The organism is Micromonospora sp. LOL_024, from assembly GCF_048060415.1.
GTDB lineage: Bacteria > Actinomycetota > Actinomycetes > Mycobacteriales > Micromonosporaceae > Micromonospora.
Genome location: NZ_JBHMIS010000029.1, coordinates 1 through 15,168, shown reverse-complemented (window position 1 = coordinate 15,168; position 15,168 = coordinate 1). Strand labels below are relative to the sequence as shown.

8 protein-coding genes are annotated in these 15,168 nt (G+C 72.2%); 4 read left to right on the top strand and 4 right to left on the bottom strand.

The window, feature by feature from the left end; translation table 11 throughout:
• Positions 1–13 precede the first annotated feature (13 nt).
• A complete protein-coding gene (locus tag ACFHWY_RS22720; RefSeq protein ID WP_416582269.1) occupies positions 14–4,246 on the bottom strand; it encodes an alpha-(1->3)-arabinofuranosyltransferase in 4,233 nt (1,410 codons plus the stop codon).
• On the bottom strand, positions 4,243–5,928 hold the full coding sequence (locus ACFHWY_RS22715) for a substrate-binding and VWA domain-containing protein (RefSeq protein WP_416582268.1): 1,686 nt from the start codon (positions 5,926–5,928) through the stop codon (positions 4,243–4,245). The genes ACFHWY_RS22720 and ACFHWY_RS22715 overlap by 4 nt, the downstream gene beginning before the upstream one ends.
• Before the next feature lie 259 nt (positions 5,929–6,187).
• Here ACFHWY_RS22715 and ACFHWY_RS22710 point away from each other — a divergent pair, with 259 nt between their 5' ends.
• Entirely contained in the window at positions 6,188–7,348 is a 1,161-nt protein-coding gene (locus ACFHWY_RS22710; RefSeq protein ID WP_416582267.1) for a glycosyltransferase family 4 protein, read from the top strand.
• A gap of 85 nt (positions 7,349–7,433) precedes the next feature.
• On the opposite strand, the gene ACFHWY_RS22705 is transcribed toward ACFHWY_RS22710, so the two are convergent.
• On the bottom strand, positions 7,434–7,595 hold the full coding sequence (locus ACFHWY_RS22705; protein ID WP_416582266.1) for a hypothetical protein: 162 nt from the start codon (positions 7,593–7,595) through the stop codon (positions 7,434–7,436).
• Positions 7,592–9,322 (bottom strand): hypothetical protein, encoded by a 1,731-nt coding sequence (locus ACFHWY_RS22700; protein ID WP_416582265.1) that lies wholly within the window; start codon positions 9,320–9,322, stop codon positions 7,592–7,594. Before ACFHWY_RS22700 ends, ACFHWY_RS22705 begins: the two co-directional genes overlap by 4 nt.
• Before the next feature lie 148 nt (positions 9,323–9,470).
• On the opposite strand from ACFHWY_RS22700, the gene ACFHWY_RS22695 reads away from it, so the two are divergent.
• From ACFHWY_RS22695 to ACFHWY_RS22685, 3 genes are all read left to right on the top strand, one after another.
• The gene (locus ACFHWY_RS22695) at positions 9,471–11,612 is read left to right on the top strand and encodes a hypothetical protein (protein ID WP_416582264.1); all 2,142 of its coding nucleotides are present in this window, start codon (positions 9,471–9,473) and stop codon (positions 11,610–11,612) included.
• 170 nt (positions 11,613–11,782) lie between these two features.
• On the top strand, positions 11,783–13,015 hold the full coding sequence (locus ACFHWY_RS22690; RefSeq protein WP_416582263.1) for a polysaccharide biosynthesis protein: 1,233 nt from the start codon (positions 11,783–11,785) through the stop codon (positions 13,013–13,015).
• Between the two features lie 179 nt (positions 13,016–13,194).
• The gene (locus ACFHWY_RS22685) at positions 13,195–15,003 is read left to right on the top strand and encodes a VanW family protein (protein WP_416582262.1); all 1,809 of its coding nucleotides are present in this window, start codon (positions 13,195–13,197) and stop codon (positions 15,001–15,003) included.
• Positions 15,004–15,168: the final 165 nt, after the last annotated feature.

Below are 15,168 nucleotides of genomic sequence, written 5' to 3'. Positions count from 1 at the left end.
CCTCGCCCTGGCTCTACGCCGCCGTCGACGGCTCGCCGGACGTGCCCGGCGTCACATCATGCGGGATGGCCGGCTCGGACCGCACACCGGGGACCGGCACCACCGCGGCAACCACCGCGCCGATCGCGACCAGCATGGCCGCCTGCACCCACGAACGGTACGCCCAGTCTTGCCCGTGCCCCTGCAGCCGACCGGCGACGGCGGTCGCGGTAGCCACCGTCAGCCCACCCAGCACCACCACCGGCAGGGCCCGCACGACCAACTGCCGCAGCAGCATCGCGGCCAGCACGATGGCCACCGGCAGCACCCCACCCAACGCGGCGAGCAGCACCACCAACAGCACACCGATCGCCCAGCCCGCAGCCTCGGCCGGGATCGGGTACCCCCTGCCCGGGTCCGGCCGTGACCCGCGCCGCACCGGCCAGGCGGCAAGGGCCAGTACCCCGAGCACCAGGACCGCGCCCACCGCCAGCGCACCCCGGTACGCCTCGTCGGGTGCGAAGACGAGCCGGAGTTCCCCGCCGCTGCCGGATGGCAGCACCCACGCCTGCTGCCATCCGTCCACCCGGGAGGGGGTCAGCACCTTCCCGTCGAGGGTGGCCGTCCAGCCGGCGTTGGCATTCTCCGGCACCACCAGCAACGCCCGTTCCCCGGCGGCAACCCGCACCGTCCGGTCGGTGGGCGCCCAGTCCAGCACCGTGACCGCCCGAGATCGGGGCGGGGAAGGTCGGTCGGCGTCCGGTCGAAGGGTCGCGTCCTGCACGAGGAAGCCCGCCGAAGGGTAGGTCGCCAGCCGGTGTCCGCCCGCCGGCAGGTCCAGGACCGCGCCGCCCTCGCCGCAGACGCGGATCGGCACCGGCCGCCCGGCCAGCACGTCCGCGAGGTCGGCGGTGATCGAGGTCTCGTAACGGACACCGTCCAGCTCGACGGTCGGTCCGTCGCCACACGATTCGACCAGCCGGGTGTCGGCGTCGATCGGGCTCATCAGGTTCGCCAGCGCCGGGATCTCCACCTCGGCGACACCGGCGGTGGCGGGCCAGCCGTTGCCGCGCTGATCGGCGAGGCGGTACTCGGTCTCCCGCACCACGATCTCGATCCGGTCGGTCCGGACCGCTGGGAAGCGGACCGTCCCGTCGGCGTCCACGGGCACCTCCACCTCGCGGTCCGCGGTGCGGATCTCCACCCGCTGCGGCAGCGAACCGACCGGCGACCGGGTGGCACGCAACCGCAGCCGGTCGATTCGGCGCTCCCCGGACCAGCTCAGCACAAGGGTGGGACGCAGGTCGCCGGTGTCGGCGAGCCAGGCCGTGCCCGGGTCACCGTCGATCGCCGCGTGCGCCGCCACCGCCGGGTCACCGCCGAGGCGCGAGGAGGAGGTCGCTGTCACCTTCGTGCCGGTGAGCGGCAGCTCCCCACCCGGCCGGGGCACCGCTGACAGCTCCATCCGATACGTGCCGGCGGCCGGGTTGCGGAACAGCCGGTCGAGGCCGAGTGGCTCCTCACCGACCCGGGCCAGGAACCGGTCACAGCGGATCACCGTACCGGCCGCCCGCGTGGTCGCCCCGGCTCCGCCCGAGCCGCCGCCCGGCCCCGGGTCCACGCCGCTCGCCGGGGTCGGGTAGCACGACGGCCGCTCGGCCGGCCCTCGGCTGAACACCCAGCTCGCCGCCGTCGGCAGGTCGGCCGGCAGGTCGGCCGGTACGCGCAGGGCGCGGCGGGGCTCGGTGTCCGGAATGGACAGCTCGCGGATTCCGACGCCGCCGTCGAGGTGACCGTCGGCCACCTCCAGCACCGTCACCCGCACCCGGCTGGTCGCGCCGGGCAGCGTGTAGTACGAGTGACCGCCCAACGTGGGGGCGACCTCGTGGTCCACCGAACCCCGGTCCGTGGTGATCCGGAACCTGCCCACCGGCCAGCCCACCGCGAGATCGCTGACGAAGGCCAGGCGCACGCTCTCCACCTGACGCGGCGTGTCCAGGTCCACCTGTAGCCACTGACCGATCGGACCGGCCAGTGGCGCCGAGTGCCAGGCGGTGGCGTACTCCCCGTCGACCGCCGCGAACGGCAGGTGCGACGGGTCGGCCGGACCGAGAGTGTCCACGAAACTCACCGCCGAGGAGGCCGTAACCTCGCGGACGCCCTGGTAGGTCGCGGTGGTCTGGTGCCGATCGGCGGCGAAGGGCAGCAGGTCGAGGGCCACCCGTCCCTGCCGTCCCGTCTCGTTAGCGGTCAACGTCTGGGAAAGGTTGTCCCGCACCCGACCGATGTCGCGTTCCCGGCGACGCAGACCGTCGGTGACGATCCACGATCCGCCGACGGCGTCCGGAGAGTCGTCCCGGTCGCCGGCGAGGACCACCGGCCGGTCCCGCTCCACCACCCCCTGTTCCAGCAGGGGCAGCAGGGACTCGGGGCCACCGCTGACCGTCGGCACGTCGGCGGTGAGCACCGCCGAGGCGATCGGAACCGGACGCTGCACCTCGTACACCTCGACCGCCGGTAGGGAGCGGTTGCCGTCGTCCACCGGGCTGCCGAGCGTACGGGACAGCGCGTCGGTGGTGCCGAAGGCAGCGACCCGGGCGATGCCCGGCGAGTCGGCCAACGCCCGGCGCAGCACCGCCACCGGCGGCGCGTCAGCCTGGGCAACCCGGTCGATGCCGTTGCGCAGCAGCAGATGCCGGAAGCCGGAACGGGCGAGCAGGTCGGCCAGCCCGGCCGAGCCACGGCCGCTGGCCAGCACCTGCTCGACGGTGTCCATCATCCGGGTGTTGCCGGCCGAGCCGAGCGGCACCTGGTGACGCACCGCCCACGGCGCGCCGGCCAGCACCTGCATCGGTTCGTCCACGGTCCGTCCCCACTCGTACTGCCCGAAGCCGGAACCGGGCACCACCAGGGTGCGGGCCAGCGCGTCGCGGTCGGCCAGCCAGGTCGCCGCGGCACGCCACTGCGGCGGCAGGTCGGACCAGCCCGGGCCGGGGCGCAGCAGCCCCAACCAGGCCGGCGCGGCGGCCCCCAGCACGAGCAGCAGCACCGGCACGAAGACCAGCGGACGCAACCGGATGCCGGGCCGGCGTCGGGTCAGCGCGTTGTGCATCCGGGTGGCTACCGCGTCGACGCCGTGCGCGAAGCCGAGCATCAGCGGCAGTCGCAACACCGGGTCGAGCTTGTGCACGTTGCGGAACGGGGCCAGCGGGCCGTCCAGCAGGTCGCGGACGATCTCGGAGAACGGGCTGTCCAACGCACCGACATATCCGATGGTGAGCAGGGTCAGCCCGGTGAGGAAACCGGCCACCAGGAACCGTCGCTCAGGCAGCAGGTTGCCGGCCAGCCCGGCCAGCCCGATCATCGCCACCACCGCGGTGAGCGCCATCAGCACGGGATGGTCGATCAGCAGCCATCCCGCCGGCCACCACGGCTCGCCCTGCACGATGTACGCGACCCACTGGTTGGTGCCGCGTACCGCCTGGAACAGCGAGGCCACCGCCGTGGTGGTGGTGGACGACTCGATGTGGTCCAGGAACGGAAGGCTGTACTGGCCGAGCAGCAGCAGCGGCACGATCCACCACAGGCAGACCCCGACCACGCAGACACACCACCAGCCGACCAGCCGCAGGTGCGGCCCGTCCCAGCGGCGGGTGAACAGCCACACACCGGGCAGCATCAGGGCCAGCAGCACCACCGCCGCGTTGATCCCACCCATGCCGAGAACGGCCAGCGCGGAGAGCGCGGCGGCGCGTCGCGGTGACCCGATGCGACCTACGGTGACCAGGGGCAGCAGCACCCAGGGCAGCATCGAGGCGGCGAGTGTCTCGGAGGAGAGCGCACCGACCTCGGTGAGGATCCGGGGGGCCAGCGCGTAGCCGAGCGCCGCAGCGTACCGGGTCGGCTCGGTGCCGATGTTCAGGGCTCGGGCCAGCCGCAGCAGTCCGTAGAACGCGGCGACGAGCAGCAAAGCAGTCCACAGCCGTTGGGTGATCCACGGCGGTACCGCCAGCAGTTGACCGACGGCGAAGAACGGTCCCATCGGGAACAGGTAGCCGTACGCCTGGTTCTGCAGCTCCCCCGAGGTGGCTTCGGGGTTCCACAGGTGCAGCGCGCGGGCCATGAAGTGGATCGGGTTGGCGGCCAGATCCAGTTTGGTGTCGAAGGTGACCTGCCCGGGCCGCTGCCCGAAGGCGATCGCGGTGAGCAGCAGCAACGTCAGCGGCGTGCCGGGCGAGCGACGCAGCCGCGCCAGCACCCGGCTCATCGGCGGCACTGCGGGGGCAGGCAGCTCAGGTCGGCCAGGGCGGAGAAGAAGATGCGCCGCATACCACCGGGCTGTTCGGTGACGAAGACCCGTCCGCCGGTGACCTTCGCGATCGCGTTCAGATCGTCGGGGTCGATGGCCCCGCCGAGACCGATGAGAATGATCGGCAGCGGACGGCGCGGCTCCTGCAGTTGCCGGAGTTCGGCGAGGAAGTCGGCTCGCCCGATGCTGTCGCCGTCCTCGTTTCGCCCGTCGGTCATCACCAGCACCAGGTTGATCCGGCCCGGCGTCCAGTTGCGCCGCGCGTCGCGGTACGCGGCCAGGGTGCTGTCGTAGAGCCCGGTGCCGCCCTGTGGCTTGACCTGCAGGCCGGCCAGCGCCTCCGCCAACTTCTCACGCTGACCGCCCAGCGGGGCCACCGGCAGGACCTCGCGGTAGTCCCGGTCCCCGTCAACCTCGGTGGCGAACGCCCAGATTCCGAGTTCGCTGTTGGCCAGCAGCAGCTCAGCCCCCTCCCGGGCGGCCCGGACGGTGGCGTCGAGGCGGGTCCCGCCGTCCGGCACCGTCGCCGCCATCGACCCGGAGATGTCGAGCAGGGTGAGGATCCGGGCGCTGCGCTGCACACCGCTCCAGCCGGTCAACACGTCGCTGACCGTCTCCTCTGCCGGCAGCGGGACCGGCCGGCGTTCCTCGGCGAGCAGCCGGTCGTCATCGGGCAGCGCCGGTGGGAGGCCCGAAGTGGTCCGGAACCCGTAGCCGGTGAACACCTCCCGTGCCTCCGCGGCGAGCAGCCTGGCCAGGAATGTCGTGGCGGCGTCACGCGGGCGGTCCGGCGCGCCGGGCAGCACCACGTACGGCAGGTCGAGCCAGGGCACGGCGATCTCCGGGTACGCGGCGACCAGCTTGCCCTCGGCGGCCAGGGCATTGTGTTCGAGGACGGCCTGTTCGCTCGCGGCGACGATGTCGGCCCGGCCGGGCAGCTCACGGTTCGGGGTCAGCGCACCGGCGGTACCGGCCGGGCTGAAGGTCCGCTCGGCGAGGCCACGCAGCGTCGCCACCACGGTCGCGGCCGAGTCTCCGTTGTCGTCGGCCAACACCCGGACGCCGAGCAGGGCACCGACACCGGCCGGGTCGACCGCCGGATCGGGCAGCCCGACCCGGACCGGACCTGCCCGGGTACCGAGCAGCGACGCCCAGGTCAGCCGCTTGTCCGGCCAACCTGATCGACGCGCGACGTGCTCGTCGACCGCCAGCACCACCGGGGTGCTCGCCACCGAGGTGCCCTGCCCGGGCACCTCGAAAGCGCCGGAGGCTCGCGCCCGGCGCAGCCAGAACGTCGACTCGGGCAGCCAGGCGTCCGCGACATCGCCGCCGTCCGCGACATCGCCGCCGTCCGCGAGTTCGCGGGCCACGGTCGCCGACGGCCGGGCCTGCACCTCTACGGAGACACAGGGTTGGCTGCCTGCGTTGGCCCGGGCAACGCGGTCGACCGCCGACGCGATCACCGGAGAGGCCACCACCCGGAGCCGCACCTGGTCGACGCAGGTCGGTGTGCTCCGTTCGGCCTGGACGTACGCCACCGCCGCCCAACCGGCCAGCAACAGTACGAGTGCGGAACTGAGCAGCACCACCGGCGACCGGTGGGACAGGGCCCGCGCCGGCGCGGGACGGTCGGCAACCACCGCCGCCTCACCTCCTCGTCACCCCTGCGTACGACGTCCCACCGCAGGTCACAACTCCGGCCGCGACGAGTTCGGGCGCCAGGCACCGGGCATCGCATTCGGTTGCGCTGCACACCCTGCCAAGGTTTCGGCCCGTCGGCAAACCCCCGTCCGGCGGGCCTCCTTCGGATCGTCGCTGCCGAATCTGCCCATTGCGCGCGCGGGTCGGACCGCCCTAGGGTGGCGCGATCGTGCTCACTTACTCACCGGTAGGAGCAGCGTGGACAACTCCGGCACCCCCTCCCGCCATGTCCTGTTCCTCAACTGGCGAGACACCACCAATCCCGAGGGCGGCGGCTCGGAGGTGTACCTCGAGAGGATCGCCACCGAGCTGGTCACCGTCGGTCATCGGGTGACTCTTCTCTGCGCCGCCCACGGTAACGCCGGTCCGGCCGGCACGACCGATTCCGGTGTGGACGTGCTGCGGCGCGGCTCACGGATGACCGTGTACCTGCGCGCGGCGCTGACCTGTCTCGCCGGCCGGTTCGGGCTGGGCCCGCTGAGCCGACGCGGTCTGGGTCGGCCGGATCTGGTCGTGGACGTCTGCAACGGCGTGCCGTTCTTCGCTCCGCTCCACGCCGGACGGCCCGTCATCGCGCTGGTGCACCACGTGCACCGGGAGCAGTGGCCGGTGGTGTTCGGCCCGTGGATGAGCCGGCTGGGCTGGTGGATCGAGTCGTGGCTGGCGGTGCGGCTCTACCGGCGCTGCCGCTACGTCACCGTCTCCGAGGCGAGCCGGGGCGAGCTGACCACGTTGGGGGTGGCCGCCGACCGGATCGACGTGGTGCCCAACGGCACGCCCCCGGTGACCGGCCCGTCGCTACCGCGCACCACGCACCCGTCGTTGCTGGTGCTCGGCCGGTTGGTGCCGCACAAGCGGGTGGAGATAGCCCTGCGGACGGTCGCCGCACTGGTCACCGAGCTACCCGACCTGGAATTGGTGGTGGCCGGGCAGGGCTGGTGGGAGGAGCCGCTGCGCGAGCTGTCCGCCTCCCTCGGGATCAGCGACCGGGTACGTTTCGCCGGCTTCGTCAGCGAGCAGGAGAAGCACGCCCTGCTCTGTTCGGCCTGGCTCGCCCTCACCCCGTCGCTCAAGGAGGGCTGGGGTCTGACCATCGTGGAGGCCGCCGCGCGAAGCACACCCACGGTCGCCTTCCGCTACGCGGGCGGGGTCGCCGAGGCCATGGTCGACACCGAGACCGGCCTGCTGGTCGACGACGAACGAGAGTTCACCTCGGTGGTGCGCGAGCTGCTCGCCGACGACGTGCGGCGCAAGTCGATGGGCGAGGCGGCGCTGGCCCACGCGGCCCGCTACACCTGGACGGCGACCGGAGCGCGGTTCGCCCAGCTGGTGGAGCAGGCGACCGCCCGGGCCAGCTGACCGACAAGGCGCCCGCCTCGACTTCTTTCGACCGACCGCACGGAAGGCGCCCGCGTCTCGCGGGCGCCTTCCAGGTCGTTCGAGGTCAGCGCGTGCCGTACAGCGGGGCCTCGGTCTGCTCACTCACCTTGGAGTTCGCGGCCTCCTTGGCGGACGGGCTGAGCGCGCTCGCCAGACCGACGCTGCCGAGCATGCCGAGCACGACCCCGAGTACCCCGACGGCGACGAACGCGGGCAGGTTCTTCATCCACCTTCTCCTTCCGCGGGACTCGCGTGCCGGGACGCTACCACGCGGTAGCACCTTCGCACAGTGCCCGAGAACCCGAGCACCAGCACCAGCACCAGCACCAGAGTTGCGGCCAGCAGGTGGGCCAGACCGACCGGACCCGGTCCCTTCGGCGTGGACGACGGCCGCCACGCCGGATTCTCGTACAGGGTCAGCTCGTCACCCAGATACGCTGGTCGCAGGCCAGCCAGCGTGGCCCGGTCCGGGATCGGGCCGGCGGCCCGCTGCACCAGCACCCAGCGCGGGCCGGCCGCCGCCACCGGTTCGCCCGCGTCGAGCAGCTCACGCAGCCGGGCGGCCCTGGGATCCTCCCCGACGACCGCGACGCCGTCCACCCGCAGCGTGTCGTCGATCAGGACCGGCACCCCGAGGTACCGCGGTGCCGGATCGATGACCACCTGCCCGCCGTTCCAGGCGTAGCTCTGGTACTCCTGGAAGGGCAGTGAAACAACCTCACCGGGCCGTTGGCCGACCAGCCTGGCCACTGTCGCCCAGTCCGCCGGCCAGGCCACCGGGCGAAGCCGTCCCGCACCGCCGAAGGCCAGGTCGGGCAGCAACACCAGCGGCAGCAACACCGCGCCGGCCAGCAACACTCGTCCGGTCAGCTCGTCGAACCGGACCGCGAGCCACCCGGCGAGCCGCTCCGCCCCGAGCGCCCCGGCGACCACCAGAACCAGCACGTACGGCACCAGCAGCTTCTGGCCGTCGCGGAGCAGCCCGGCACCGGGCACACCGGCGACCAGCCAGCCCAGCAACGTCGCCCCGCCGGGGAGCACGCCGAGCGCCGCCACCAGCCACGAACCGACCGCCAACAGCCCCAGCCGGCCGACGATCGACCCCGGCCAGCGACGCCGCAGCAGCGGTACACCGTAGCCGGCCACCACCAGCACCAGCAGCGTCGCCAGCGGCACCAGCCAGCCGCTCCGCGAAGCCGGGGTGGCCTGCCCGTTCCAGATGCCGCCGGTACCGGCGAGCGCCACCAGCGGCCCGGCCCAGTTCTCCGCACGGGCGGCGAAGACCGCCACGCCGGCCGGATCGGACCGGCCGTCTCCGGCGCTGGCGAGCCCGGCCACCAGCCACGGGGCGTTCAACAGCACGGTCGCGCCCACTCCGGTCGGCACCGCACGGGCCGCACCCGGGTACCGCCCGACCAGCAGCACGAGCACCACGACCAGGGCGAGGAGCCCACCGGTGGGCGTGATCGCCGCCGACGCCGCCGCCAGCAGCAGCCGGCGCATGGCACCTCGCTCGGCCGCCCGCACCCCGATCGCCGCGCGCACCAGCCAGGGCAGTGCGGCGTACGCGACCAACAGTCCCCACTGGCCGATCAGCAAACGCTCAGCAAGGTACGGGGACCAGGCGTACCCGAGCGCCGCCACCACCCGCACCGACAGCCGCCCGGTCGGCACCAGACGGGCAGCACCGAGCGCGGCGAGGTAGATGACTGCCACCAGTACCAGCCGTTGCAACAGCCACCCCGGCACGAGTTGGTCGACCAGCGCCACCACCGCGTCCTGCGGAACGGCGCGGGGCAGCGCTGTGGCCGGCGCGATCATCTCCCAGCTCAACGCCGACCGGGGCACGAAGACCATGTCGTAGCGCAGCACGTACCCGGGATTGGCCAGCGGTGCGAGCACCACCGCCGTGACGGCGGCGGCCACCGCGTGCGGCACCAGCCGTTCCCGCATCCGTCGACCTCACCACTGCCGGCGCGCGGCGGCCGGCCGCGCTGGTGGCGGCCACTGTACGCGGCCGTCGTCGGAGCGCCCCGGCCACCGGCGAACCATCCGTTGACCTGATGGGAGGCCCGGTGGCCGGTGTGGCAGTCTTCCCGCCATGGCATCGACGGGGGCAGGCTCGGCGACTTCGCCCGGCCGGGTCAGCGGCTGGCTGAGCAGCGATCGGATCCGGGCGGCGGCCCTGGCGATGATCGCACTCAGTGTGCTGTGGCGCGCCCAGGTGGCCTCCCGCGGCTTCCTCGCGGCCGACGACTACGTGATGATCACCCAGGCGGCGGAGTCCGACCTCACCGTCGAGCATCTCCTCTCCCTCTACAACAATCACCTCATGCCCGGGGGACGGATGTTCACCTGGCTCGTCACCGAACACGTCGGCATGGCCTACTGGCCGTACGTGCTGCTGATGGCGATCGGTCAGACGATCCTCGGGATCACCTTCCTCCGGCTGCTGCGCAGGCTGCTGCAACCGTCCTGGCTGCTGCTCCTGCCGCTCGGTGCGCTGATGTTCAGCCCGTTGACACTGGAGGCGACCTCCTGGTGGGCGGTCGGCGTCAACGTGCTGCCGATGCAGATCGCGATGGTGCTCGCGGTCGGCGCGCAGGTCGGCTATGTGCAGACCCGGCGTAGGCGACACCTGGTGGCCCTGGCGCTCTCCGTGCTGCTGGGCCTCTTCTTCTTCGAGAAGGCGATCCTGGTCGTCGCGTTGGTCTTCCTGCTGACCGCGGCCCTCTACGCCGAGGGCGGCCCGATCCGGACCATCTGGTCCACCGTGCGCCGCTGGTGGCCGTCGTGGTTGCTGCTGACCGTCTTGTCACTCGGCTTCCTCGCCGCCTACCTGGGCACTTCCGAGTCCTCCTTGCGGCGTCCCACCTCGGCCGGTGAGGTGTTCTCATTCCTCTCCCAGATGCTCGGGTCCACGGTGGTCGCCGGGCTGGTGGGCGGGCCGTGGCAGTGGCTTGGCGCCGGGGACGGCGCACCGGTCGCGGCACCGCCGGAGTTGGGTACCTGGGTGGGCTGGGCGATCCTCGCCGCACTGGTCGTGGCGACCGTACGCCGTCGTCGCCGCGCCGGCCGGGCCTGGCTGCTACTCGGGGCGTACCTGCTGCTGGTGGCGGGCATGCTGGCCGCGACCCGGCTCGGCTCGTCCTTCAGCGGTGTGGCCGGCGGAGTCCCCCGGTACGTCAGTGACGCCGTCGTGGTGGCGGCGATCTGTCTCGGGGTCACCGTGGTCGGGTTGGCCCGGCCATCCAGTGTCCCGGCCGAGATCGAACCGCCGGACGAGGCCGAACCGCCGGCCGGCGGTGCGCTGTCGGGGACACCGGATCTCGTCCAGAAACCGATCGGCGCACCGGTCGTCCCGGCGCCACCACCGGTCCGATCGACACAGCCGGCGCTCGTGGTGTCGCGGCCGGGCGTCATCCACGCCGAGGCCCCCGACGACCTCGACCCGAACCCGGCGTCCGGGACCACACCCGACACCGACTCACCGAAGCCCGAGGCCACCACGACGCGGGCCACCACGGCAGCGGCGCACGGTGCGGCGGAACCACCCTCGCCGGGGCCGCTCGGTCCGCTGCCGGAGCGTTACCGGGAGGCGGTGCACGTCATGCTCGCCCTGGTGCTGGTGGCCGTCTGCCTGGGCACGGTGTGGACCACGTCCGGGTACAGCGACAAATGGGCGGCCAAGTCCGGCAGGTCGTACGTAGACACCGTCCGCATCGAGATGGCCAGCGCGCCACCCGACACGGTCTTCTTCGACGGCCCGGTCCCGAGCAACGTCGTGCCGGACCTCTCTTGGCCGTACAACCTGCAGTCCCGGTTCTTCCGCGCCTTCGGCGCCCGCCCCACCTACGTGGACGAGGCCGACAACGTGTCTGTGCTCGACTCGCTGGGCCGGATCCAGGTCGCCACGATCGTGGGCAGCACGATCCAGCCGGGCCCCCAGGAAGGCTGCGGTTACCTGGTAACCACCGGCCAGACCGCACGGATGCCGCTGGACGAGCCGCGCGACGACTGGCACTGGGTGGTCCGGATCGGCTACCTCAGCTCGGCGGACGGCACGGCGACGCTACGGTTCGGCACCGGCAGCGCCGAGTTCCCGGTCAGGAAGGGCCTCAACCAGCGTTTCTTCCGCATCGTCGGCGGCGGGGACACGGTGGAGCTGGCCGTGGCCGGGACCGACGTGTCGCTCTGCACCAACGAGATCGCGATCGGAAATCCGGCCCTGAAGCCGGAATGAGGCATGGCAGAAGGCGGTGGGCGTGCGGGCCGCCGCCCGGGGGTCACTCGGGGCGGAACAGCACCGGGTTCACGTATCGGGACGCGGCCGACCGACGCGGCGGGCGAAGCTCTGGCTTACCCGGACGATCGCCACCGGCTGGCCCTTTGGCCGACACCACGCGGAGTGGCATGACGCAGAAGACGGGCAGGGACGCCACGAGGGCACGGCTCGGCGCGGCCGGCGCCGCCGTCACCGTCGCCACCCTGGTGACCAACGCGCTGGCGTACGTCGTGCCGGTGCTCGGTGCGCGCCGACTCAGCGCCGCCGATCTGGGTGCGCTCGCGACGGTGCTCGCGCTGGCCGCGATCGCGGCAGTACCGGGATACGGCCTCCAGATCGCGGTGGCCGCGCACCGGGCTCGCTGGGGCGGCGGTGACTCTGCCCGACTGGGGCTACGGACCGCCGTTCTCACCGCCGCGGTGACGCTCGCCGCCGCACCTGTGCTCACGATGGCCCTGCGGCTGCCGGTCGCGCTCACCCTGCTGCTCGCGGCGACCACCTTCGCCACCGTGCTGGGCGGGCGGTGGCTCGGTGAACTCCAGGGTGACCAGCGTTTCCTGCGGCTGGCCGTCTCGATGGCCGTGTTGGCCACCGGCCGCTACAGCGGGCTGGTCGTGGGGCTCGTGCTCGGTCTGGAACCGGCGTTCTGCCTGCTGCTGGCCGCGCTCACCGGTCTGCTCGCCCTGCCGCTGCTGGCTCGCCTCGCCCGGCCGGCAGCAGCCGGGAGGGCTGCTGCCGGGCCGGTCGCCGGGGCCATGGTGCCCAACGGCGTACCGGGAGTGCTGGGTGCCCGGCAGGTGATGACCGCCTGTGGCGCGACCCTGGCGATGCTCACCATCTCGTACGCGGATCTGATCCTCGCCCGCCAACTGCTGCCGGGGTCCACCTCCGGCGCGTACGCGGTCGGCGCGGTGCTCACCAAGGGTGCGCTCTGGGCGCCGCAGGTGGTCACGCTGCTGGTGCTGCCCCGGCTGGCGCGCGGCGACCGCCGGGCCCGGCTGACGGCCCTGGTGTTGATCCTGGCCTGCGGCGCGATCCTGGTGGCCGCCTCGACCGTCGGCGGCGAGCTGGCCTTCCGGCTCGCCGGCGGTGCGGACTACCTGCACATGGCCGGGCTGGCGCCGCTGTTCGCCGCCACCGGCGCCCTGTACGCGGTGGTGTTCATGCTGGTGAACGACCGGGTGGCCACTGCCGCTCGATGGCCGGCCGCACCGCTGTGGCTGACGACGTTCGGGTTGGCGGCGAGCGCGGCGCTGGTCGCACCACGCAGCGTCACGGGGGTACTGTGCTGCGCCCTTGCCGCCGCTGCCGTGGCCACCGTGACGATGACCCTGCTCACCTTCCGCCCGGCGCGTCGCTGACAACCAGGCAGCCCACCACTACCGGGAGCCATCATTCGGGGCTCGTGCCGGACCGAACGGACGCATACGGCAGTTCCCACGAACTCGGACTCCCCGACGGCCGTCGCGTTGGCTACCGTAGTTGGTTCCCGGAGTGGGGGTCCCGGCTCCCGAATGCGGAATATCCCTAAGAGGTAGTTGTGACGCTGTACGGCGAAGAACGCCCACCACCCGCCGACGACCGGCCCACCGTCCAGGTGGAGGCGGTCAGTTGGCCGGTGGAGGAACCGGTGCGCCCCGTACCACCGGACGGTCGGCGCTTCCGATCCCGTCGGTTCCGGCTCCTGCTCGCCGCCGGTGCGGCAAGCGCAGTGCTCGCCTCGGTCGGCGCGGGGACCATTTGGGCGTACGCCGGTGACGTGCCGCGGGGCACCAGCGTGCTGGGTACCGAACTCGGTGGGCGAAGCCGCACGGATGCGGCGCGGGAACTGCGGGCCCAACTGGAACGCCGTGCGGCCGAGCTGGCCGCCCCCCTTCAGGTCCGGGTGGGCGAGGAGACGGCCGAGATCGACCCGGCCGAGGTGGGGCTCACGGTCGACGTGGACGCCACCGTCGCGACAGCGGCGGCGACGAGCGCCCATGCGGTGGACCGGTTGGTCGGCTCCCGGGAGATCGAGCCGGTCGTTTCGGTCGACGTGCCGAAGCTGGAGGCCGCGCTGGAGAAGCTCGTCGGCGATCAGGGCCGAAAGATGACCATGCCGGCCATCACCTTCTCCGGCACCAAGCCGAAGGTCCGCTACCCGAAGCCGAGCCTCACGATCGATCCGCAGTATTCCGCACAGGTTGTCAAGGAGGGGTGGCTCAGTGGGCAGCCGGTGACGGTGCCGCTCGTGGAGAGCCACCCGGCGACCACGGCCGACGAGGTGGATCGCCTGGTCGCCGAGCTGGCCGAGCCCGCGGTAGCGGCGCCGGTCGAGCTGACCACGGCCCGGGGTTCGGTGACCATCCCGCCGGCGGCGATCGCCAAGGGCCTCCGCTTCAAGGCGGACAAGACCGGCAAGCTCACGCCCAGCGTGGACGTCAAGCAGCTGCGGTCCGCTCTCGGCGACAAGTTCGACTCGGTCGAGGTCGCCGCGAAGAACGCCACCATGAGCATTTCCGGCGGCAAGCCGAAGATCAGCGACGGCCGGGCCGGACAGCAGGTGGACACCAGCAGGCTCGGTGAGGAGCTGCTCGCCGTCCTACCTCGCACCGACGGCCGCACGGTCTCCGCCGACCTCAAACCGGCACAGCCGAAGCTCACCGCCGAGAAGCTCGGCGGTCTGGGGATCAAGGAGAAGATCGCCTCCTTCACCACGAACTTCACCGGTGGGCTCTCGTCGCCCCGCAGCCAGAACATCGTGACGATCGCCAACGACGTGAAGGGCACCGTGGTGCTGCCCGGCGACACGTTCTCGCTGAACGACCACACCGGCGAGCGCGGTTACGCGCAGGGTTACCGCGACGCGCCGGTGATCCTCGACGGCAAACTGGTGCCCGGTGTCGGTGGCGGCACGTCCCAGTTCACCACGACCTTGTTCAACGCCACCTACTACGCGGGCCTGGAGGACGTCGAGCACAAGCCGCACTCGTACTACTTCAGCCGCTACCCAGCGGTCATCGAGTCGACCATCTTCTGGCCCAACCTGGACTTCAAGTTCCGCAACAACACCGACCACGGCGTCCTGATCGACACCTCGTACACCGGTAGTTCGGTGACGGTGTCGATCTGGAGTACGAAGATCTGGGACAGCGTGAAGACGGAGTACGGTCCTCGGCGCAACATCACCTCACCGAAGACCGTCTACCTGGATCCTGGACCGACCTGCATTCCCGCCAATGGCAGCCAGGGCTTCGCCCAGGACGCCTTCCGCGTCATCAAGAAGGACGGCAAGACCGTCAAGCGGGAGAGGTTCTCCTGGACCTACTCTGCGGAGCCTCGCTTCATCTGCGCCAAGGAGCCGTCCTGACACCCGCCGGGCACCCGCCCCGTCACGGCCCCGCCGGCCTCGCGCCGGCGGGGCCGTTCCCTGCGGGTTGTCGTTTCCGGGGCCGGGGTTGGTGGGGTTTGGTGTCTGGAGACGAGTTCAGGGCCACCCCCGTGAGGGGTGGCCCTGAATCGAAGAATGTCCGGC